The 19180-nt window shown below is 64.7% G+C and carries 21 protein-coding genes; 11 read left to right on the top strand and 10 right to left on the bottom strand.

What is annotated here, in order from left to right:
• Nucleotides 1-23: 23 nt before the first annotated feature.
• Entirely contained in the window at nt 24-392 is a 369-nt protein-coding gene (locus tag D002_RS0111775) for a hypothetical protein (RefSeq protein WP_018142125.1), read from the bottom strand.
• 168 nt (nt 393-560) lie between these two features.
• Between D002_RS0111775 and D002_RS0111780 the strand changes: the two genes are divergently transcribed.
• A complete protein-coding gene (locus D002_RS0111780; protein WP_018142126.1) occupies nt 561-1316 on the top strand; it encodes a molybdopterin-synthase adenylyltransferase MoeB in 756 nt (251 codons plus the stop codon).
• A 16-nt stretch (nt 1317-1332) separates the two neighbouring features.
• On the opposite strand, the gene D002_RS0111785 is transcribed toward D002_RS0111780, so the two are convergent.
• The 5 genes from D002_RS0111785 to gatC all read right to left on the bottom strand — a co-directional run bounded on the left by D002_RS0111785 (nt 1333) and on the right by gatC (nt 6052).
• Nucleotides 1333-1749 (bottom strand): hypothetical protein, encoded by a 417-nt coding sequence (locus D002_RS0111785; RefSeq protein ID WP_018142127.1) that lies wholly within the window; start codon nt 1747-1749, stop codon nt 1333-1335.
• 135 nt (nt 1750-1884) lie between these two features.
• Nucleotides 1885-2781, bottom strand: a complete 897-nt coding sequence (gene hslO / locus D002_RS0111790; RefSeq protein WP_018142128.1) for an Hsp33 family molecular chaperone HslO — start codon at nt 2779-2781, stop codon at nt 1885-1887.
• Nucleotides 2782-2802: 21 nt separating this feature from the next.
• Nucleotides 2803-4236, bottom strand: coding sequence for an Asp-tRNA(Asn)/Glu-tRNA(Gln) amidotransferase subunit GatB (gene gatB, locus D002_RS0111795; RefSeq protein WP_018142129.1), 1434 nt, complete (start codon nt 4234-4236; stop codon nt 2803-2805).
• An 11-nt stretch (nt 4237-4247) separates the two neighbouring features.
• Nucleotides 4248-5702: an Asp-tRNA(Asn)/Glu-tRNA(Gln) amidotransferase subunit GatA gene (gene gatA, locus D002_RS0111800; RefSeq protein WP_018142130.1), complete on the bottom strand. Its 1455-nt coding sequence runs from the start codon at nt 5700-5702 to the stop codon at nt 4248-4250.
• Between the two features lie 62 nt (nt 5703-5764).
• Entirely contained in the window at nt 5765-6052 is a 288-nt protein-coding gene (gene gatC, locus D002_RS0111805) for an Asp-tRNA(Asn)/Glu-tRNA(Gln) amidotransferase subunit GatC (protein WP_018142131.1), read from the bottom strand.
• A 141-nt stretch (nt 6053-6193) separates the two neighbouring features.
• On the opposite strand from gatC, the gene D002_RS0111810 reads away from it, so the two are divergent.
• The 5 genes from D002_RS0111810 (at nt 6194) to rnd (ending at nt 10312) form a co-directional block, all read left to right on the top strand.
• Entirely contained in the window at nt 6194-7240 is a 1047-nt protein-coding gene (locus D002_RS0111810) for a rod shape-determining protein (protein ID WP_018142132.1), read from the top strand.
• Between the two features lie 158 nt (nt 7241-7398).
• Complete coding sequence (gene mreC / locus D002_RS0111815; RefSeq protein WP_155996184.1) at nt 7399-8307, top strand: rod shape-determining protein MreC; 909 nt, start codon at nt 7399-7401, stop codon at nt 8305-8307.
• Nucleotides 8304-8795 carry a rod shape-determining protein MreD gene (gene mreD / locus D002_RS0111820; protein ID WP_018142134.1) on the top strand — a complete coding sequence of 164 codons (492 nt, stop codon included), beginning with the start codon at nt 8304-8306 and terminating at the stop codon, nt 8793-8795. The genes mreC and mreD overlap by 4 nt, the downstream gene beginning before the upstream one ends.
• A gap of 73 nt (nt 8796-8868) precedes the next feature.
• Entirely contained in the window at nt 8869-9171 is a 303-nt protein-coding gene (locus D002_RS0111825; RefSeq protein ID WP_018142135.1) for a DUF1244 domain-containing protein, read from the top strand.
• Nucleotides 9164-10312 (top strand): ribonuclease D, encoded by a 1149-nt coding sequence (gene rnd, locus D002_RS0111830; protein WP_018142136.1) that lies wholly within the window; start codon nt 9164-9166, stop codon nt 10310-10312. The genes D002_RS0111825 and rnd overlap by 8 nt, the downstream gene beginning before the upstream one ends.
• A gap of 32 nt (nt 10313-10344) precedes the next feature.
• Here the strand turns inward: rnd and D002_RS0111835 are convergent, their stop codons facing one another.
• A complete protein-coding gene (locus tag D002_RS0111835) occupies nt 10345-10788 on the bottom strand; it encodes a hypothetical protein (protein WP_018142137.1) in 444 nt (147 codons plus the stop codon).
• A 40-nt stretch (nt 10789-10828) separates the two neighbouring features.
• Between D002_RS0111835 and D002_RS13645 the strand changes: the two genes are divergently transcribed.
• Nucleotides 10829-11416: a SprT-like domain-containing protein gene (locus D002_RS13645; RefSeq protein WP_081610859.1), complete on the top strand. Its 588-nt coding sequence runs from the start codon at nt 10829-10831 to the stop codon at nt 11414-11416.
• Between the two features lie 50 nt (nt 11417-11466).
• On the opposite strand, the gene D002_RS0111845 is transcribed toward D002_RS13645, so the two are convergent.
• From D002_RS0111845 to D002_RS0111855, 3 genes are read right to left on the bottom strand one after another with little or no spacing between them, the layout of a single operon-like run.
• Nucleotides 11467-12732: a 3-deoxy-D-manno-octulosonic acid transferase gene (locus D002_RS0111845; protein WP_018874420.1), complete on the bottom strand. Its 1266-nt coding sequence runs from the start codon at nt 12730-12732 to the stop codon at nt 11467-11469.
• A 14-nt stretch (nt 12733-12746) separates the two neighbouring features.
• On the bottom strand, nt 12747-13292 hold the full coding sequence (gmhB, locus tag D002_RS0111850; RefSeq protein ID WP_018142140.1) for a D-glycero-beta-D-manno-heptose 1,7-bisphosphate 7-phosphatase: 546 nt from the start codon (nt 13290-13292) through the stop codon (nt 12747-12749).
• Nucleotides 13289-13888, bottom strand: a complete 600-nt coding sequence (locus D002_RS0111855; protein ID WP_018142141.1) for an SIS domain-containing protein — start codon at nt 13886-13888, stop codon at nt 13289-13291. Before D002_RS0111855 ends, gmhB begins: the two co-directional genes overlap by 4 nt.
• Before the next feature lie 180 nt (nt 13889-14068).
• Between D002_RS0111855 and msbA the strand changes: the two genes are divergently transcribed.
• From msbA to D002_RS0111875, 4 genes are all read left to right on the top strand, one after another.
• The gene (gene msbA / locus D002_RS0111860; RefSeq protein ID WP_018142142.1) at nt 14069-15889 is read left to right on the top strand and encodes a lipid A export permease/ATP-binding protein MsbA; all 1821 of its coding nucleotides are present in this window, start codon (nt 14069-14071) and stop codon (nt 15887-15889) included.
• A gap of 65 nt (nt 15890-15954) precedes the next feature.
• Nucleotides 15955-16971 carry a hypothetical protein gene (locus D002_RS0111865; RefSeq protein WP_018142143.1) on the top strand — a complete coding sequence of 339 codons (1017 nt, stop codon included), beginning with the start codon at nt 15955-15957 and terminating at the stop codon, nt 16969-16971.
• Nucleotides 16958-18055 (top strand): glycosyltransferase family 9 protein, encoded by a 1098-nt coding sequence (locus D002_RS0111870; protein WP_018142144.1) that lies wholly within the window; start codon nt 16958-16960, stop codon nt 18053-18055. Before D002_RS0111865 ends, D002_RS0111870 begins: the two co-directional genes overlap by 14 nt.
• Entirely contained in the window at nt 18048-19172 is a 1125-nt protein-coding gene (locus D002_RS0111875) for a glycosyltransferase (RefSeq protein WP_018142145.1), read from the top strand. Before D002_RS0111870 ends, D002_RS0111875 begins: the two co-directional genes overlap by 8 nt.
• Nucleotides 19173-19180 lie beyond the last annotated feature (8 nt).

Below are 19180 nucleotides of genomic sequence, written 5' to 3' on the forward strand. Positions count from 1 at the left end.
GTGATGCTTTAAATCCGGTCGCCTCAGAACGGCAGATGCAGGTGCAGATTCATCGAGCCACTGGGCGACGACCGATGACGGTACCGGGTCGAACGATTGTGGTCGTAATAGTGGTAGTGGTGGTGATGCGCATGGCTGCGCGAGTGCTTGTGATGGCCGCGCCCGCGCTGCTTCGCACGCTTGGCCTGCTTGTGCCCGCGCGCGCCGGGGTGACTCCGGTAGTGGTGGTGGCCGCGAGAATGGCCGTGCCGAACATGCTGCAGGGCACCGGGATCGAAAGTCGCCGCACCGGCCGCCTGCATCGGACCCGCCACCGGCTGAGCCGCGTGGGCCGGGAAGGACAGGGCGAGCGCCAGGATCGCCGCCGGTGCCAGAATAGCGGTTCGTTTCATGGTCGATTCTTCCTTCCATGCGGGCCCGTCCGGAAGACCTTGAACAGCCCGCGGTTGTGGCAGGATTGCCAGAGTCCAGCTTAGGCAACGTTCCTGAACGGTTCCCAACCAGACCGGCCAATGAGCGTGACGCCGGTTACACTTTTGGTCTTACTGGAGATTGATCCCATGGATGACGACCAGCTTCTGCGCTATAGCCGCCAGGTCCTGCTGCCCGGCGTGGGTGTCGAAGGGCAGGACGCCCTGCAGCGGGCGCATGCGGTCATCATGGGACTCGGGGGCCTGGGCTCACCGGTCGCCGCCTATCTGGCCGCCGCCGGCGTGGGCCGGTTGACGCTCGTGGATCCGGACCACGTCGAGGTCACCAACCTGCAGCGCCAGATCCTGCACACCGAAGCGGACATCGGCCGCGACAAGGTCGCCTCGGCCGCCGCGCGAGTGGCGGCGATGAATCCCCAGTGCCAGGTAGAGACCCGTGCCGCATACCTGGACGTCGAGGCCATGACCCGACTCTTCGGCACAGCCGACGTGGTGCTGGACGGGACCGACAACTTCAGCGCCCGCGGCGCGATCAGTCGCGCGGCGCTGGCGGCGCGCACACCGCTGGTCTCCGGGGCCGTGATCCGTTTCGAGGGTCAGCTCACCACGTTCGACTACCGCGACCCGGAGGCGGGCTGCTACCACTGCCTATACGGCGAGGATGGCGGCGACGAGGACACCTGCGCGGCTAACGGGGTCCTGGCCAGTCTGCCCGGCGTGGTCGGCAGCCTGCAGGCCACCGAGGCGCTCAAACTCCTCATGGGGTTGCCGACCCTCCAGGGGCGTCTGCTCATCCTCGACGGCCTGGCCATGCAGTTTCGCGAGATCCGTCTGCGCCGCGATCCGGCCTGCCCGGTCTGCGGCCCTCGCTCCACGCCCGCCTGATGCGGGCGGCCCCAAATCAGGCGCAGGAACGCGGCTGAAACGGCAGGATCTTGCCCGAGGTCTGGGCAGGCGCCGTGATGGCAAGGGCTGTCGTCAGCTCCGGCTCCATCGCCGCCAGGGTACGGTTCATCACCATGCTGGCCATGGCGTGAAAAAGCAGCAGCTCGCAGGCAATCGGACGGTGCAGGCTGCGCCGTCCACGGGCATGAAAAGCAGTCCAGGCGACCACCGGCATATCGTTCAAGACCCGATCCACCACGACCCAGGCATCGCGCTGCAGAATAAGATCCAGGTGTTTGAGGCCCGGGGGTGACAAACGGAGCTCGGGCCCCAGACGCGCCAGGGCGCGGCGAACCTGGTTGAAATAGCGCGCCTCCACCAGCCAGCCGGGGCGAACATCCAGAGTCGGGATTTCGGTATGCCGGGAATACATTGCGCCCCCGTGACGAAAAACGCTGCAAGGTCAGCCTGCATCTATAGCAAAGACCTGGGGCGATCCGATGAGGTCACTCCGGTTTCCAGGGTACGGGACGTCACGACCGGCTAACGAGCACGGTCATCAACAGGACTACTGGCGGGTATCCGGAGCCGGCGGCTGGGTGCCCTCGGGGGCACAGATGGCTCCGGCGTCGACGGGGTCAAAGTGATACTGGGCGTTACAAAACTCGCAGGTCACGTCCACCGCGCCCTGCTCCTCAATGATGCTGCGGATTTCGTCCCGCCCCAGGCCGCGCAGCGTCTCGCCTACACGCTCGCGCGAACACGGGCAGTGAAAGCTAACCGGCGCGCCGTCAAACAGCCGCACGCGCTCCTCGGCGAACAGCCGGCCCAGCAGGGCACCGGCATCCAATTCCAGCAGTTCGTCGGCCGTGGTCGTCTCGGCCAGGAGGGTCGCGCGGTTCCACTCTTCCGAATCCCGTGTCACCGCATCGCCGCCCTCTCCCGGCAATGCCTGCAGCAGCATCCCGGCGGCCGACTGTTCACCACTCGCCAGCCACAGGCGGGTCGGCAACTGCTCTGAACGTTCGAAGTAGACGTTCATCGCCTCCGCCAGCGAGTCGCCTTCCAGCTCGACCACACCCTGGTAACGATCACGGCCATCGCCCGGGTCCAGCGTCAGCATCAATCGTGCGTCTTCACCGGTACATTCGCTCAGCGTCGCGCCCTCCGGCGGGGTCTCGCGAAAGCGTGCCAGGCCGCGCAACCGTCCCTGGCCATCGGCCTGGGCGACGATCATGTGGACGGGGCCGGGGCCGGTGACCTGCAGGATCAGGGAACCATCGAACTTGAGCGTCGCGGCCGTCAGGGCCACGGCCGCATAGGCCTGCCCCAGCAGGTCGCGCACCACGGGGGGATATTCGTGGCGCTCCAGCAGGGCCTGCCAGGCGGCATCGAGGTGCACCCATTCGCCGCGCACCCCGGCCTCCTCGAGCATGAACCGGTGCAGCGTGTCGGTCTCACGCATGACAGCACAACCCCGCCAGACTCAAGAGTCGAGCTTCGCCTTGAGGCGCTCGTTGACCTGGGCCGGGTTGGCCTTGCCCTGCGTGGCCTTCATCACCTGGCCGACAAAGAAGCCAAACAGCTTGTCCTTGCCGCTGCGGTACTGCTCAAGCTGCTGCGGGTTGTTGGCCATCACCTCGTCGATGATGGTGTCGATCGCGCCAGTGTCGGTAATCTGCTTGAGCCCCTTGGCCTCGATCACCACGTCGGCGTCGCCCTCGCCGTTCCACATCGCCTCGAAGACCTCCTTGGCGATCTTGCCGGAGATGGTCTCGTCCTGGATGCGCGCGATCAGTCCGGCCAGGCCCTCGGCGTTGACCGGAGCCTCCCCCAGTTCCACCTCGGAGCGGTTGAGTGCGGCGGAGAACTCGCCCATCACCCAGTTGGCGGCCAGCTTGGGTGCATCGCACCCGGCGGCCACGGCCTCGTAGAAGTCGCCCATTTCGCGGGTCGCGGTCAGCACGCCGGCGTCGTAGTCCGACAGGCCATACTGTTCGACGAAGCGCGCGCGCTTGGCGTCCGGCAACTCCGGGAGCTTTTCGCGCACGGTCTCGATGAAGGCGCTGTCCACGACCAGCGGCAGCAGATCCGGATCGGGGAAATAGCGGTAGTCGTTGGCCTCTTCCTTGCTGCGCATGGAGCGAGTCTCGTCACGGTCCGGGTCGTACAGGCGCGTCTCCTGCACCACCGAGCCACCGCCCTCGATCAGGTCGATCTGGCGCTCCACCTCGAAGTTGATCGCGCGCTCGACGAAGCGGAAGGAGTTCAGGTTCTTCAACTCGGCGCGGGTGCCGAACTCGGCCTGATCCTTGGGCCGAACCGAGACATTGGCATCACAGCGAAAACTGCCTTCCTGCATGTTGCCGTCGCAGATATCGAGATAGCGCACCAGCGAGTGCAGCTTCTTCATGTAGGCGACGGCTTCCTTCGCGGAGCGCAGCTCCGGCTCGGAAACGATCTCGATCAGCGGGGTACCGGCACGGTTGAGGTCGATACCGGTCATCGCCTCGAAGCCCTCGTGCAGGCTCTTGCCCGCGTCCTCTTCCAGGTGCGCACGGGTCACGCCGATACGCTTGATCGAGCCGTCTTCCAGCTCGATATCCAGGTGCCCCAGGCCCACGATCGGCAGCTCGAACTGCGAGATCTGGTAGCCCTTGGGGAGATCCGGATAGAAGTAGTTCTTGCGCGCGAACACCGAACGCGGGGTGATCTCGGCGTTGATCGCCAGCCCTAGCATCACCGCGCGTTCCACCGCGCCCTTGTTCAGCACCGGCAGCACGCCGGGCATGCCCAGGTCCACCGGGCAGGCCTGGCGGTTGGGCTCGGCGCCGTAGGCGGTGGGCGCCCCGGAAAAGATCTTGGAGACGGTATTGAGCTGGGCGTGAATCTCCAGCCCGATGACGGTTTCCCATTCCATGTTCAGGGCCCTCAGGCGAAGGCCGCCGGCACGCGAGCGTGCCAGTCGGTCTCTTGCTGATACTGGTGGGCGACGCCCAGCAGGCGCGCCTCGTCGAAGTAGTTGCCGATCAGCTGCAGCCCGACCGGCAGGCCGTCGATCTCGCCAGCCGGCAGCGACATTGCCGGCAGGCCGGCCAGGTTGGCCGCGATGGTGTAGATATCCGACAGGTACATGCTCACCGGATCGGCCTTGGCGCCCAGCGCGAACGGCAGCTCCGGCGTGGTCGGCGCAAGGAGGACGTCCACATCCTCGAAGGCGCAACGGAAGTCGTCCGCGATGATGCGGCGGACCTTCTGCGCCTTCAGATAGTAGGCGTCGTAGTAGCCAGCGGACAGCACGTAGGTACCGACCATGATGCGGCGCTTCACCTCGTCGCCGAAGCCCTCCCCGCGCGAGCGGGTGTAGAGATCCATCAGGTCCTCGGGGTTCTCGCAGCGATAGCCGTAGCGCACGCCGTCGAAACGCGCGAGGTTGGAGGAGCATTCGGCCGGGGCGACCACGTAATAGGCCGGGACCGACAGGTGGCTGTTCGGCAGGGCGACCTCGCGCACCTCGGCGCCGCGGCCCTTAAGGACCTCGATGGCTGCATCGATCACGCCACGCACCCGCTCGTCCAGCCCCGCCTCGCCAAAAAACTCCGTCGGCAGGCCAATACGCAGGCCCTTCAGCTCCTGGTTCAGGCCGGCGGTGAAGTCCTCGGCGGGGCGCTCGACGCTCGTGGAATCACGCTCGTCGAATCCAGCCATGCTGTTCAGCATCAGGCCGCAGTCCTCGGCGGTCGCGGCCATAGGGCCACCCTGGTCGAGACTGGAGGCAAACGCGATCATCCCGTAGCGCGAGACACGCCCGTAGGTCGGCTTGAGCCCGGTAATGCCGCAGAACGCCGCCGGCTGGCGGATCGAGCCACCGGTATCGGTACCGGTCGCGCCCGGCACCAGGCGTGCTCCCACCGCGGCCGCCGAGCCTCCGGAGGAGCCGCCGGGGACACGTTCGGTATCCCAGGGGTTGCGCACCGGGCCGAAAAAACTGGTCTCGTTGGACGAGCCCATCGCAAACTCGTCCATGTTGGTCTTGCCCAGCATCACCGCGCCGTCCGCGCTCATGCGCTCGACCACGGTGGCGTTATAGGGCGAGACGAACGGATCGAGCATCCGCGAGCCGCAGGAGGTGCGCACACCCTCGGTGCAGAAGATGTCCTTCTGCGCGATCGGCACGCCCAGAAGCGGGCTCTGCTCGCCTTTCGCCAGGCGCGCATCGGCCGCATCCGCCTGGGCAAGCGCCTGCTCGGCGGTCACGGTGATGAAGCTGTTGAGCTGCGGATCAAGACGTTCGATCCGGTCCAGATACAGCTGGGTCAGCTCGCGCGAGCTGACCTCGCGGGCCTGGAGCTTGCGCACCCAGCCGGACAGGGTTTCCTGGGCCATGATTTCGGGGACTCTTGCTGGCTAGAAGCGTGACGGATTCAACAGAATGGCGAAGGCGCGGATCACTCGATTACGCGCGGGACCAGATACAGGCCGCCCTCGACTGCCGGCGCGATCGCCTGGAAGGTTTCGCGGCGATCCGACTCGGTGACCGCATCCGGGCGCAGGCGCTGCTCGGCATCCAACGGGTGGGCCATCGGCTCCACGCCGTCGATGGCCGCGCCATCCAGTTGTTCGACAAAAGCAAAGATATCGCTCAGCCCCCCCGCAAAATCCCGGGCCTGGTCGTCATTCATGGCCAGACGGGAGAGATGGGCGATGCGCCGGACTTCAGAGGTATCGACGGACATGGCGGGGAAGGTCCTGTAGCGGTCGGATGCAATGGGTGAAACGGAGCGCAAACTTACCACAAAGCCGTTGTTGCCCAAACCCCGGGCACTTGCTAGAGTCGACGGCTTTCCCGCCCGCCCACTCAAGCAGGTTTCTTCTTCATGTTCAAACGCCTCCTGGGGTTGTTCTCCAACGACATCTCCATCGACCTCGGCACCGCCAACACCCTGATCTACATGCGCGGCCAGGGCATCGTCCTGAACGAGCCTTCGGTCGTGGCCATTCGCCAGGATCGAGGCCCCGGCGGCCCACGCTCTATCGAGGCCGTGGGGATCGAGGCGAAGAAGATGCTCGGCCGCACGCCCGAGCACGTGGTGACGGTGCGTCCGATGAAGGACGGCGTGATTGCCGACTTCACCACCACCGAGAAGATGCTGCAGTACTTCATCAAGAAGGTGCACGAGCGGCGGATCTTCCGGCCCAGTCCGCGCGTGCTGGTCTGCGTGCCGTGTGGCGCCACCCAGGTGGAACGCCGCGCGATCCGCGAATCCGCCTTCGGCGCCGGGGCGCGCAAGGTCTACCTGCTGCAGGAACCGGTGGCGGCGGCGATCGGCGCCGGCATCCCGCTGGACGAGGCGGTCGGTTCCATGGTGCTGGACATCGGCGGCGGGACCTCCGAGGTCGCGGTGCTGTCGATGAACGGCATCGTCTACTCCGAGTCCGTGCGCATCGGCGGCGACACCTTCGACGAGGCGATCATGGCCTATGTGCGCCGCAACTACGGCGTGCTGATTGGCGAGGCCACAGCCGAGCGCATCAAGCACACGGTGGGCTCGGCCTACCCGGGCAAGGAACTGCTGGAGATCGAGGTGAAGGGCCGCAACCTGGCCGAGGGCGTGCCGCGGTCGTTCACTCTGAACTCCAACGAGATCCTTGAAGCGCTGCAGGACCCGCTGTACGGCATCGTCTCCGCCGTGCGCACCGCCCTGGAACAGACCCCGCCGGAACTGGGCGCGGACGTCGCCGAGCGCGGCATCGTGCTGACCGGCGGCTCCGCCCTGCTGCAGCAGCTGGACCGGCTGATCATGGAAGAGACCGGTATCCCGGTCGTGATCGCCGACGACCCGCTGACCTGCGTCGCCCGTGGCGGCGGCCGGGTCCTAGAGATGCTGGACGAAAAGCGGGTCGACTTCCTCGCGATGGAGTAATACGGAGCCATCCCGCCCGTGCCTCCCCGGCGCGGGTCTCCCCGAACGACAGGTTCGGGTTACACTCCGGGCCGAAAAGGCCAGCAAAACGCCGCAGGGCGATGCCCTGACGCGACCGCCTTGCCTCATCGAAGCGATCCGCAACCGGAGGTCACGCCATCAGCAAACCGCTGTTCAGACTGGGTGTCTCGCCCACTCTGCGCCTGCTCGCGGCCATCCTGCTGGGCCTGGCGCTGATGGCGCTGGACCACCGTGTCAATGAGCTACAGGCCGTTCGTGGTGCCCTTGCCAGCATCACCTATCCGCTCCAGGTGGCTGTCGATGCCCCCGTGCGGGCCGTCAGCCGAGTGTTCGAGTCGTTCACCAGTCGCGAAGACCTGATCACCGAGAACCGCATCCTGCGTAGCGAGAATGCGGAACTGCGTGCCCGCCAGCTGCGGTTCGAGGCCCTGCAGTTGGAAAATGACCGCCTGCGGGCCCTGCTGAACACCGCACAACGGGCGGAAGAGCGCGTGGAGATCGCCAAATTGCTCGCCGTGGATCTCGATCCCTTCCGGCAACAGATCGTGCTCAACAAGGGGCGCAACGAAGACGTCTACGTCGGGCAGCCGGTGATCAATGCCGACGGCGTCATCGGCCAGATCCTGTCCACCCGCCTGACCAGCTCGGTCGCCCTGCTGATCTCCGATCCCAGCCATGCGCTGCCCGTCCTGAGCGCGCGCACGGGTCTGCGCGGCCTGGTGGTAGGCACCGGCAACCCGCAACGCCTCGAGATGCGCCACGTGCCCCTGCAGGAGGACGTGGAACCCGGGGACCTGCTGCTGACCTCCGGGCTCGGCGGGCGCTTCCCGGCGGACTACCCGGTGGCCCGCGTCACTTCGGTAGAACGCCCCCAGGGCCAGCCATTCCTGAGCATCGAGGCGGAACCGCTGGCGGCCCTGGACCGCTCGCGCGAGGTTCTTCTGCTGTGGACCGACGCAGACACCCCTATCGCCCCCATCGACGCCGGCGACACATTGGACGTTCCGCCCCAGGAAGGCGCTGAAGCGGCGCCCGACACCCCGTGACCCGAGCAATCGGGATCCCCTGGCCGGTGCTACTGACCCTGCTGGCGGCTCTGGCCCTGGCCATCATCCCCATCCCCGATGCCCTGCGCCCGGCACGCCCGGAATGGCTGGCCCTGGTACTCATCTACTGGGCCATGGCCTTCCCATCACGCATCGGCATCCTGACGGCCTTCGTCGCCGGGCTCATGCTGGACACCCTGCTCGGACAGCTCCTGGGCCAGAACGCCATCGCCCTGGCGGTGGTGACCTACATCGTGCTGCAGATCCATCCTCGCCTAAGGGTCTACCCCGTCTGGCAACAGATGATCGTGGTGGCTCTATTGATGGCCCTGTTCAAGCTGCTCGCGCTGTGGCCGCAGGGCATCACGGGGTTTCCACCGGGCAGCATCCTGTACTGGTTACCAGTGGTGACCAGCACCCTGGCCTGGCCCCTGATGTATTTCCTCTTGCGCGACATGCGCAGACGCTGGCTACTGCACCTGACCTGACCGCGTGCCAACCCGCTCGAAGCGAACCCCCGCGGTCGCGCATACTGTGCCCCGAATCCACAAGGAGCGATCCATGGACCCGAACAAGCAAACCGAAATCGAAGCCGCTGTGTTTCGCCGCCTGCTGCAACACCTGGATGAGCGCAAGGACGTGCAGAACATCGACCTAATGAACCTCGCCGGTTTCTGCCGCAACTGTCTGTCCAAATGGTATGCAGCCGCTGCCGAGGAACGCGGCGAGTCCGTCGACTACGAAGGCGCGCGCGAGATCGTCTACGGCATGCCCTACAGCGAGTGGAAAGAGCGCTACCAGCAGGAAGCGACGCCGGATCAGAAGGCGGCCTTCGAGGCCAGTCAGAAGAAACACAATGCATGATCACGGGCTGATCGAGACACCGGAAGCGCTGCAGGGCTTCCTCGACACCATCGCCGGGACCGACTGGATCGCGCTGGACACCGAGTTCATGCGCGAGAAGACCTACTATCCGCGCCTGTGCCTGATCCAGCTGGCGACCCTGGATCAGATCGCCTGCGTCGATCCGTTCCAGCTGGATCTCAAACTGCTGGAACCGCTCTTGTTCGATGCCGGCGTCACCAAGGTCTTCCACTCGGCCTCACAGGATATGGAGGTCCTCTACCGTGAGCTCGGGCGCGTACCCGCTCCGATATTCGATACCCAGATCGCCGCCTCCATGCTGGGCTACGGCGATCAGGTCGGTTACGCCAATCTGGTCAAGGCCATCCTTGATCGCGACCTGGACAAGAGCCAGACCCGTACCGACTGGTCCCGCCGCCCCCTGAGCGAGCAGCAGATCCGCTACGCGGCCGATGACGTGCGCTTCCTGACCAACGTGTTCATGCGCCTGCTACGGGACCTGGAGAGCCACGACCGCATGCACTGGCTGCGCCCGGAGATGGAGGCCCTAAGCAACCCCGGCCTGTACGAGCCCAACCCCGACGGGGCCTGGCAGCGGGTCTCCGGAGTGAAGCGGCTCAAGCCCCGCGAACGCGGTGTACTCAAGACCGTGGCGGCCTGGCGAGAACGCGCCGCGATGGAAAGCGACCGGCCGCGACGCTGGATCCTGGCGGACGACGTATTGATCGATATCGCCCGCCGCACCCCGCAGGACATCAACGCCCTGCGTGAGCTGCGAGGCTTCCCGGATGGCATGAAACCACCGCGCCAGCAGGAGCTCCTGGAAGCGATCCAGGCCGGCCTCGACCTGCCCCGCGAGGAATGGCCGCAACTCCCCGAGAAGGCAAAGTTGAACGAAGCGGAAGAGGTTCTGGCCGATATCGGCATGGCCCTGCTGCGCGAATGCGCCCGACGCAACCAGATCACCGCCAGCGCCATCGCGCAGCGCAAGGATGTGATCGAGCTCATGAAGGGAGACGGCACCACTGGCCGCCTGGGCAGCGGCTGGCGACACGAGATCGCCGGAAAGACCATCGCCCGCTGGTTCGCGGGCGATGGGGGGCTGACCTGTTCGACCGAGGGCCTGCAGATCGGAACCTGAGCTTTCAGGGGCCGACCGTTTCGCTGTGGACCTCAGGCGGTCTTGTAGACACCGCGGCGCGGCGAGGTGAGCCGGCCCTGGCGCTTCAGGTAAGCCAGAGTCTGGCTGATGTTCTTGGTATCCAGGCCGGCCTTTTCGGCCTGCGCCTTGATGTCCTGAATCGCCATCTCCGGCTGGGTTCCGACGATCTCGCAGAGCTTCTGGCTGATGGATGCGCCACCCGCACGACGCCCGCGACGACCACCGGCGCTACCCGTACGACCAACCCGGCCGCCCAACTCGCGGATTTTACGCTCGAGATCGGCCAGTTCCTTGCGATGCCGCGCCACCATCTCCTTGCGTTTTTCCATCAGCTTCTCGCGCTTCTGGCGACGCTCGGCTTCCTTGCGCTCGGCCTCTTCCTTTTCCCGCTGGCGCGCCAGGGCGTACAGTTCTTCGGCCGACAGATCGGAGGCCTTCTTGTTATCCATACTCATGCGTGACTCCCACTTTGTACTCTGGTTTACAATGATCTCAATGAAAATCACCGGGCCCCATAAATCGGAAACCTGCGGCCGTGATCAGGCCACAGAATATGATAATTCGGGCCAACAATTACAAGTACCACCTGAATCTCTAACGCCTCAACAGAAAGAGCGGATCCGCGAACAGGCCTACGCATTTTATCTTCAATGCGGAATTCATACCGATCTCCCGGAAATTTTGTTCGACCTGAAAGGAAAAGCCGCCGGACAATGGCGAATGACCTGCGGGCGGGAACAACTGCGCTTCAATGCTCAGGCGTTCGTGCTTGATTGGGATGCCCATTTCCCCAACACCATTGCCCACGAGGTCGCCCATTCGCTGGTTTACCGACGGCAAGGCCGACGCAGGCCGCGCCCACATGGGCCCGAGTGGAAAGCCCAAATGCGGTCATTCGGGTGCGAGCCCCGCGTCACCCATCGAACGCCACTACGCGGGCGTACGATGAAAACCTATGAATATGTCTGCGCCTGCCAGGGTCACAGCCTCAGCGCACGGCGGCACTCCCTCATCCAGCGCAAGCGTTATCGGTATCACTGCCGAGAATGCGGCCGGATCCTGAAAATAAAGACGCCCGAATAACGCGCTTTACCAACGCGAAAGCCGTCGCACTTCCGCCAAAAAGGCCCCCATCAGGGCTTCTCAAGAATCGAGCCGACCTCCTGCAACACCCGTGCGACCGCACCACGCCCCGATTCAACAACCGACTGGCCCGACTGCCCCATGCGTTCCCTTTGGTTCGCATCTCCCAGTAACTGGGTAAGGGCCTTCCCCAACTCCGGTGCGTCGGCGACTTCCCACAACGCGCCGGCTACCAACAGACGCTCGACCGCAAACGCGAAATGCGCGGTATTCGGGCCAACCAGAACCGGCCGCCCCAATGCAGCGGGCTCCAGAACATTCTGCCCACCCAGCGGGACAAGGCTCCCCCCAACAAAGGCCACATCCGCCGCCGCCAGATAGACACCGATCTCTCCCAGGGTGTCACCCACGAGGACATCCAGCGGCTCTTGCAACGGGCCGCTACTACGCAATGCGACACGGAATCCGGCTGCCCGGGCAGCCTGGAATGCCGGTCCGAACCGCTCTCGATGGCGGGGCACCCATAACAGGACCGCATCCGGGTAGCGCTCACGAACACTCCGATGCGCCGCCAGGACGGCCTCATCCTCGCCCTCGCGCGTGCTCACCGCGGCCCATACCGGCACCCCCGCCGGTGCGATCTGGCACCGCATATCGGCCCCTTGCTCATGCCCGGGCGGCAGGAGTCTATCGAATTTGAGATTGCCTCCTACCTGCACCCGAACATCGGGGCCCCCAAGTGTCCGGAAGCCCTCTGCGGCAGCCTCATCCTGCGCCAGGATCACCCGGACTCGGGCCAAGGTATCGGCCACCAAAGGCTGCAGGCGCCGATACCGCGGCAATGAGCGCGGTGACAACCGCGCACTGACCAGCAACAGCGGAATCCCGTACCGCTCACAGGCGCGGTACAAGTTGGGCCACAATTCGGTCTCCACCACCACCGCCACCACAGGCCGGATCCGCACGAGAAACCGGCGTACCGACCCGGGAAGGTCCAGCGGCAGAAACTGGTGCGCGACGGCATCGCCCAACGCGGCGTCCAGCCGAGTGGCGCCCTCCGGTGTGGTCGTGGTCACGAGGAATGCTCGGTCGGGATACTGATCCCGCAGGGCACGCGCCAACGGCAGAGCCGCCTCGACCTCGCCTACCGAAGCCGCATGCATCCAGATCGCGCCCGGCGATATACCCTCACCACCGCCCAGCCATTCCCGCCAGCGCCGCAACGGAACCTGATTAGAACGCGCTCGCCGGATCAACCGTGCCAAAAGCCAGGGGGCGGCGAGGCGCATCATCAGGGTGTACAGGGCTGGACGCATGAGGTGCTGACGGCTCAGCCGAGCCAAGTCACGGCTTCGGAGAGAGAACGGATACGGGCCACGCCGTCCCATTCGGGCAGTACTTGGTCACCATCCGGGTCGAACAACAGGCCTATCCCTACTCCGGCCCGGTGGGCGGCCTCGAGATCCGAGGGGCGATCGCCCAGCATTACCGACTGAGCAAGATCCAGCCCAAGGTCATCACGGGCTCGCAGAAGCATCCCTGGCTCCGGCTTTCGATCCGGGCATGCCAGGCGGTATTCGGGTAGTGCGTCATGCGGATGATGAGGGCAATGGTAGACAGCATCGATGCGCCCCCCCTGTTCAACAAAGCGCGCGCGCATCCAGTCCGTCAGGTGGCGAAAGTCAGACACGTCGTAATAACCACGACCGATCCCGGATTGATTGGTGACCACCACCACCTGCCATCCCTGATCTACAGCCTCCCTCACCAACTCGAAGATACCGGGTACGAACTCGACCTCCTCGGGGCGATGCACATAGCCGTGATCAATATTGATCACCCCATCACGGTCCAGGAACAGGGCGCGTGCACTCACTCCGAGCCCACGTGTCCCTGATCCGCCACGAGGGCATCTTCGACGATCCCGCACAAGAGATGCCCGATCAGCCCGTGGACCTCTTGCACGCGGGCGGTGGCGGCGTCCGGCACCCGCAGCACATGATCCGCGGTATGCGTCTCCGGCAACCCCTTCTCGCCGGTCAGGGCCACGGTGATCAGTTCACGCTGACGCGCCACCTTGAAGGCCTCGAGCACATTGGGCGAATGCCCGGACGTGCTGATCCCGACGAACACATCGCCCGGCTGGCCCAGTGCCTCGACCTGGCGCGAGAAGATCTGCTCATAACCAAAATCGTTACCGATCGCAGTCAGCACTGAGGTATCAGTGGTTAGCGCAATCGCGGCCGCACCGGGACGCACCGCCCGATAACGACAGACGATCTCCGCTGCAAAGTGCTGGGCGTCCGCCGCACTGCCGCCATTACCCGCAAGCAGCACCTTGCCCCCATTGCGGATACTGCGCAGCCACAACTGGCCAACGGTCTCCACCTCGGCCACAAACGCCCGATCCTCCGCCAGCCGGCCGAACAGCCGGCTGGCGGCACCCAGTTCCTGTTCAATCCAGTGCTGCACTCTGGTTCCCCGTCGCGACGTGCTCGGCAGTATAACGTTCTCGATGGGCGGCGACCCTGGCCGCAGCGGCCAACCAGGGCAGCCCTCTGGTAGCATGACGCTTCGCACCCAATCGGAATCCCGTGTGTCCAGCACGACACCGCACCATCAGATCGACCCCGACGCCACGAAGGACCCCGGATGAGCGCCAAACTCAAACACGTCAAACCGACCCAACCGTCGGCCGGCGAATCCTGGGTGCTGTACAAGCGCATTTTCAAATTCGTCAAGCCGTATTGGCGCCTGGGCGTACTGGCCATCATTGCGATGATCCTGGCAGCCGCGGGACAGACGGCGTTCGCGTGGATCATGCAGCCACTGGTTGACGGCACCTTCATCGAACAGGACCCGAACGCCCGCCTGTGGGTGCCCGCGGCCCTCGTCGGCATCTTTCTGTTCTATGGGATCACGATCTTTGCTTCGGATTACAGCGTGGCCTGGATCGGCCGCAAGGTCGTCAAGGACATACGCCAAGCCGTGTTCGAGAAGTATCTACACCTGCCTTCGGCATTCTTCGACCGGCACTCCCCCGGGACCCTGCTGGCCAAACTGACCTACAACGTCACCCAGATCAGCTCGGCCGCCTCCAAGGCAGTCGTCGTACTGATTCGCGACACCTTCACCGTCATCTTCCTGCTGGCTTACATGGCCTACCTGAGCGGGTGGCTGGTCCTGATCGTGTTTACAATCGCGCCAATCGTCGGGCTTGTGATAACTGGCGCCAACCGGCAATTCCGCAAGATCAGCCGCCGAATGCAGCGCTCCACCGGGGACTATGCCCAGATTGCCGAGGACGGTATTCGCGGCCAGGCAGAGGTCAAGATCTTCGGCGCAACCGATTACGAGGCGCTGCGATTTGAAAAGACCAACGAGCGCTTTCATCGCCAAGCCATGCGGCACAAGGCCGTTCAGGCGGCCGCCCAACCCCTCTCCCAGCTGGGCGCGGTCATCGCCCTGGCCGTAATCGTGTACCTGGCCACGATGGACCTGGTTCTGGAAACCATCACCCCCGGCGGCATGATCTCCTTTATCACAGCGATGCTGCTGATGCTGCCTTCTCTTAAGCGCATCGTGGGCGTCAATGCCGCTATCCAGAAGGCCCTGGCCGGGGGCGAGAGTGTCTTCGAAGTGCTCGACCTGCCGGCCGAACGCGACGATGGCCAGCGTCACCTCGAACGCGCCCTTGGCGATATCGAGTTCGATCACGTCGGCTTCCGCTATGCCACCAGCCACAAACGTGTTCTTGAAGACATCAGTCTGACCGTCAAGCCAGGCCAGACCGTGGCCCTGGTCGGCCGATCCGGCAGCGGGAAAACCACCCTGGCACGCCTGCTTCCGCGCTTCTATGAAATCGAAGAGGGCGAGATCCGACTGGACGGTCATCCGATCCAGGAATACCGCCTCAGGGACTTGCGGGCACAACTGGCCATGGTCAGCCAGCATGTCGTGCTGTTCAACGACACGCTGGCGCATAACCTGTGCTACGGCATGGACCACAAACCCAGCCTCGAACAACTGCGCGAAGCGGCCGATGCAGCCAACGCCCTCGAGTTCATCGACGAGCTGCCTGAAGGCTTCGACACCGTGGTGGGAGAGAACGGGATCATGCTCTCCGGAGGCCAGCGCCAGCGCGTCGCCATCGCCCGCGCGCTCCTGAAAGATGCCCCGATCCTGATTCTGGACGAGGCCACCTCGGCACTGGATTCGGAATCCGAGCAAAAGATCCAGGACGCGCTGGAAAGGCTGATGGAGAATCGAACGACCCTCGTGATCGCTCACCGACTGTCCACCATCGAGAGCGCCGACCACATTGTGGTCCTTGACCGCGGCCGGATTGTCGAAGCGGGCTCGCATGCCCAACTGCTCGAACATAATGGGCACTACGCCGCGCTGCAAAAAACGCAGTTTGAAGAGCCTCCGGAAACATCGGAGACTCAGGACGACGAAGACCCGCCCCTATAATGGTGATCGCGGAATATACAATTCCGCCGCCTTTTCCTGTTTGCTGAAAGGACATCCCTCGCGCGATGAAAGGTCCGCGTAGCAACAACACGCTGCACCCCTCCAACTGGGGCCAAGCCGCCGCGATCGCTGTGTTGTGGCTGATCGCCCGCCTACCCTGGCGCTTGGCTACAAGACTGGGGACTGGACTGGGTCACCTGCTCTACCACCTGGCGCGGGACCGGCGCTATGTGGTGCGACGCAACCTCGAGCTCTGCTTTCCGGACCTGAGTACCGAGGAACGCGAACGCTGGGTGCACGCGAACTTCGGCTACACCGGGCGTGGTATCGCTGAAGTGGCACTGGGCTGGTTCGGAGGACCGGCCGTGGATCGCGTGCCCTTTCGCGTCCTGGGGTTGGAACACCTGAACGCGGCAAAAGAGGCCGGCGACCCGGTGATCCTGCTATCCGGACACTTCTCCTGTATTGAGCTGGCCGGGCGCCTGTTCGGGCAGCAAGTGGACATGGCCGCCATTTACAAGCCGATGGACAAGAAGCCGGTTCTGGAGCGCGCCCTGCGGTATGGGCGCGAGAAAAAACTGGAACGGGTGATCTCCAAGGACGACATCCGCGGCATCCTGCGCACACTCAAGAAGGGCGGCACCATCTGGTACGCCGGAGACCAGAACATGCGGCGCACGGAGCAGGTCTTTGCCCCATTCTTCGGCATGCAGGCTTCCACCACCACCGGACTGTCACGGCTGGCACGCATGGGCAAGGCCCGGGTGCTGCCCATGTTTTACTACGTGAACGCCACTGGCGACGGCTACGAATTCGTGGTCGGTCCGCCGCTGGAAGAATTCCCCAGCGACGACCGCGCGCACGACGCCGCGCGCATGAACGAGGTCCTGGAGGACGCCGTACGCCATGCCCCTGAGCAGTACTTCTGGGCGCACCGTCGCTTCAAGACCCAGCCGGTTGGCGCGCCTGATCCATATCCGGAACTGCAACACACCCACATTGGGCGCATGCCCTGGCAGAAAAACAAGCTAAAAAAGGCCCACAAAAAGCGCAAACGGAAGAAGTCCGATGACGGCTCCTGAACACAAACCCGTGACGTCATCGGCCTCCGGTCCTCCAGATGAAATTGCGCTGTTGCGCCTCTCGGCACTCGGCGACGCCACCCATGTGGTACCCGTGGTCCGCACGTTGCAAGCGGTCTGGCCCGATACCCGCATCACCTGGGTCATCGGGCGCCTGGAACACCAGCTTCTAGGGGACTTGCCGGGTATTGAGTTCGTCGTGGTCGACAAGAACCGAGGCTGGCGAGCCTACACGGACCTCCGGCGATCATTACGGGGCCGCCGATTCGACGTTCTCCTGCAGATGCAGGTCTCCCTGCGAGCCAGCCTTCTGGGAATGCAGGTCCCCGCCCACCGCAAGATCGGATTCGATCGGGATCGGGCGCGCGACTTTCAGTGGCTTTTCACGCGTGAACGCATCGCCGCCCGCCCCCGCCAGCATGTCCTGGACGGTTTCTTCGGCTTTGCCGAGGCACTGGGGGTGCACAGCCGTGACCTGCGCTGGGACATCCCGATTCCCGATACCGCCCGTGAATGGGCCCATCGGCACCTGCCCACCAGCCAGCCCCTGCTCGCCATCAACCCGTGCTCCAGTGCTCGTTTTCGCAACTTTCGCAACTGGAACGCCAAGCGCTACGCGGCCACGGCCGAGCACGCCATAGAGCAACACAGCATGGCCGTCGTGCTGATCGGCGGCCCCAGCCAACTGGAGCGGGAATATGGAGACGCCATTACCTCCAGATGCCGATACCCGCTGATCAACCTGATCGGGTCGACCGACCTCAAACAACTACTGGCCGTATTCGATCAAGCTCATGTCGTGATCTCCCCGGACTCCGGTCCAGCGCACATGGCCAACGCGGTGGGCACCCCGGTGATCGGGCTCTACGCCGGATCCAATCCCGACCGCACCGGCCCGTACTGCAGCCGCCAGTGGGTCATCAACGCATACCCCGAGGCCTGCCAGGCCGCCTTTGGCAAGCCACCGGAGGCCCTGCGCTGGGGGCAACGGATACGGGAGCCGGACGTGATGGATCGCATCACGGTCGCCGATGTCACCGCAAAGCTGGACACGCTGATGCAACCGAAGGTGACCGATGCCTGAGGCCACGCCACCTCGGATCGCCCTGTTTTTCGCCACCTCGGGGCACAGCGGCGTCGACCGTGTGGTGACAAACCTGGTCCGGGAGTTTGCCCACTATCCAATGCAATTCGACCTGCTGACCCTCCGCGGGCACGGGCCCTATATCGAGGACCTACCCTCCAACGTTCGCCGGTTCCCACTACGGGCCGCACACCGCAATACCGCCCTGCCCACCCTGATCGCCTATCTGCTACGCCACCGCCCACAAGCGCTCTACACCGCGAGTCATAGGCTAAACCGCACAGCACTGCTAGCACGGCAGCTCGCAAGGCCCAGCATGCCAGTGGCGATCCGCATGGGTATGTCTATTGCAGCCACCCTCGCTGAGCTCAAGCCCGCGGGCGCCCGCCGACTGGCACGTTCCATGCGGCGCTGGTACCCGCGCGCAGACGCGGCAATCGCCCCCTCCGAGGGAGTCGGCCACGACCTTCGCATCCTCGCGGGGATGCCTGAGGATCGGGTCCATGTCATCCCCAACCCGATCGTTACCCCCGGCCTGCTCGAACAGGCCGCTGCTCCCCTTGATGACGCCTGGCTGCTGGACGGCCACGCGCAGGAGGTCCCCGTGATCCTGGCAGCTGGCTCCCTAGAGCCGCGCAAGGACTTTGCCACCCTCATTCGCGCGTTCGCTGCGCTGCGCCAGCAACGCCCCGCGCGGCTGATCATTCTCGGCGAAGGCCGCGAACGCGCTAGCCTGGAATGCTTGGCAGAAGATCTAGGGGTGTTGCAGGACCTGCGCCTGCCGGGCTTTCAGGCCAATCCCTACGCCTGGATGGCACGCGCCAACGTGTTCGCGCTCACCTCGCGCCGCGAAGGCTCGGGCGCCGTGCTGGTCGAGGCCCTGGCCTGCGGCACTCCCTGCGTCGCGACCGACTGCCCATCCGGCCCGGCTGAAATACTTGGGCAGGGCGCCCTGGGACCTCTCATTACCGTCGGCGATGCCACCGCGCTGACCCAGGCCCTGAATGCCCTGTTAACAACACCACCGGGCGCCAATGCCCTCCGGGAGGCGGCGCGGCCTTTTGCGGCCCAGGTCTCCGCCCAGGCCTACCTGAGAGCCCTGCGCCTGGAGGTATGACGGGGCCG

The organism is Thioalkalivibrio sp. ALJ7 (assembly GCF_000376865.1).
In the GTDB taxonomy this organism is placed as follows: Bacteria; Pseudomonadota; Gammaproteobacteria; order Ectothiorhodospirales; family Ectothiorhodospiraceae; genus Thioalkalivibrio.

Bases quoted from the DNA above. Each gene is read 5' to 3' on its own strand.
- D002_RS0111775 (WP_018142125.1), bottom strand. From the start codon at position 392: ATGAAACGAACCGCTATTCTGGCACCGGCGGCGATCCTGGCGCTCGCC.
- D002_RS0111780 (WP_018142126.1), top strand. From the start codon at position 561: ATGGATGACGACCAGCTTCTGCGCTATAGCCGCCAGGTCCTGCTGCCC.
- D002_RS0111785 (WP_018142127.1), bottom strand. From the start codon at position 1,749: ATGTATTCCCGGCATACCGAAATCCCGACTCTGGATGTTCGCCCCGGC.
- hslO (WP_018142128.1), bottom strand. From the start codon at position 2,781: ATGCGTGAGACCGACACGCTGCACCGGTTCATGCTCGAGGAGGCCGGG.
- gatB (WP_018142129.1), bottom strand. From the start codon at position 4,236: ATGGAATGGGAAACCGTCATCGGGCTGGAGATTCACGCCCAGCTCAAT.
- gatA (WP_018142130.1), bottom strand. From the start codon at position 5,702: ATGGCCCAGGAAACCCTGTCCGGCTGGGTGCGCAAGCTCCAGGCCCGC.
- gatC (WP_018142131.1), bottom strand. From the start codon at position 6,052: ATGTCCGTCGATACCTCTGAAGTCCGGCGCATCGCCCATCTCTCCCGT.
- D002_RS0111810 (WP_018142132.1), top strand. From the start codon at position 6,194: ATGTTCAAACGCCTCCTGGGGTTGTTCTCCAACGACATCTCCATCGAC.
- D002_RS0111825 (WP_018142135.1), top strand. From the start codon at position 8,869: ATGGACCCGAACAAGCAAACCGAAATCGAAGCCGCTGTGTTTCGCCGC.
- rnd (WP_018142136.1), top strand. From the start codon at position 9,164: ATGCATGATCACGGGCTGATCGAGACACCGGAAGCGCTGCAGGGCTTC.
- D002_RS0111835 (WP_018142137.1), bottom strand. From the start codon at position 10,788: ATGAGTATGGATAACAAGAAGGCCTCCGATCTGTCGGCCGAAGAACTG.
- D002_RS13645 (WP_081610859.1), top strand. From the start codon at position 10,829: ATGAAAATCACCGGGCCCCATAAATCGGAAACCTGCGGCCGTGATCAG.
- D002_RS0111845 (WP_018874420.1), bottom strand. From the start codon at position 12,732: ATGCGTCCAGCCCTGTACACCCTGATGATGCGCCTCGCCGCCCCCTGG.
- msbA (WP_018142142.1), top strand. From the start codon at position 14,069: ATGAGCGCCAAACTCAAACACGTCAAACCGACCCAACCGTCGGCCGGC.
- D002_RS0111865 (WP_018142143.1), top strand. From the start codon at position 15,955: ATGAAAGGTCCGCGTAGCAACAACACGCTGCACCCCTCCAACTGGGGC.
- D002_RS0111870 (WP_018142144.1), top strand. From the start codon at position 16,958: ATGACGGCTCCTGAACACAAACCCGTGACGTCATCGGCCTCCGGTCCT.
- D002_RS0111875 (WP_018142145.1), top strand. From the start codon at position 18,048: ATGCCTGAGGCCACGCCACCTCGGATCGCCCTGTTTTTCGCCACCTCG.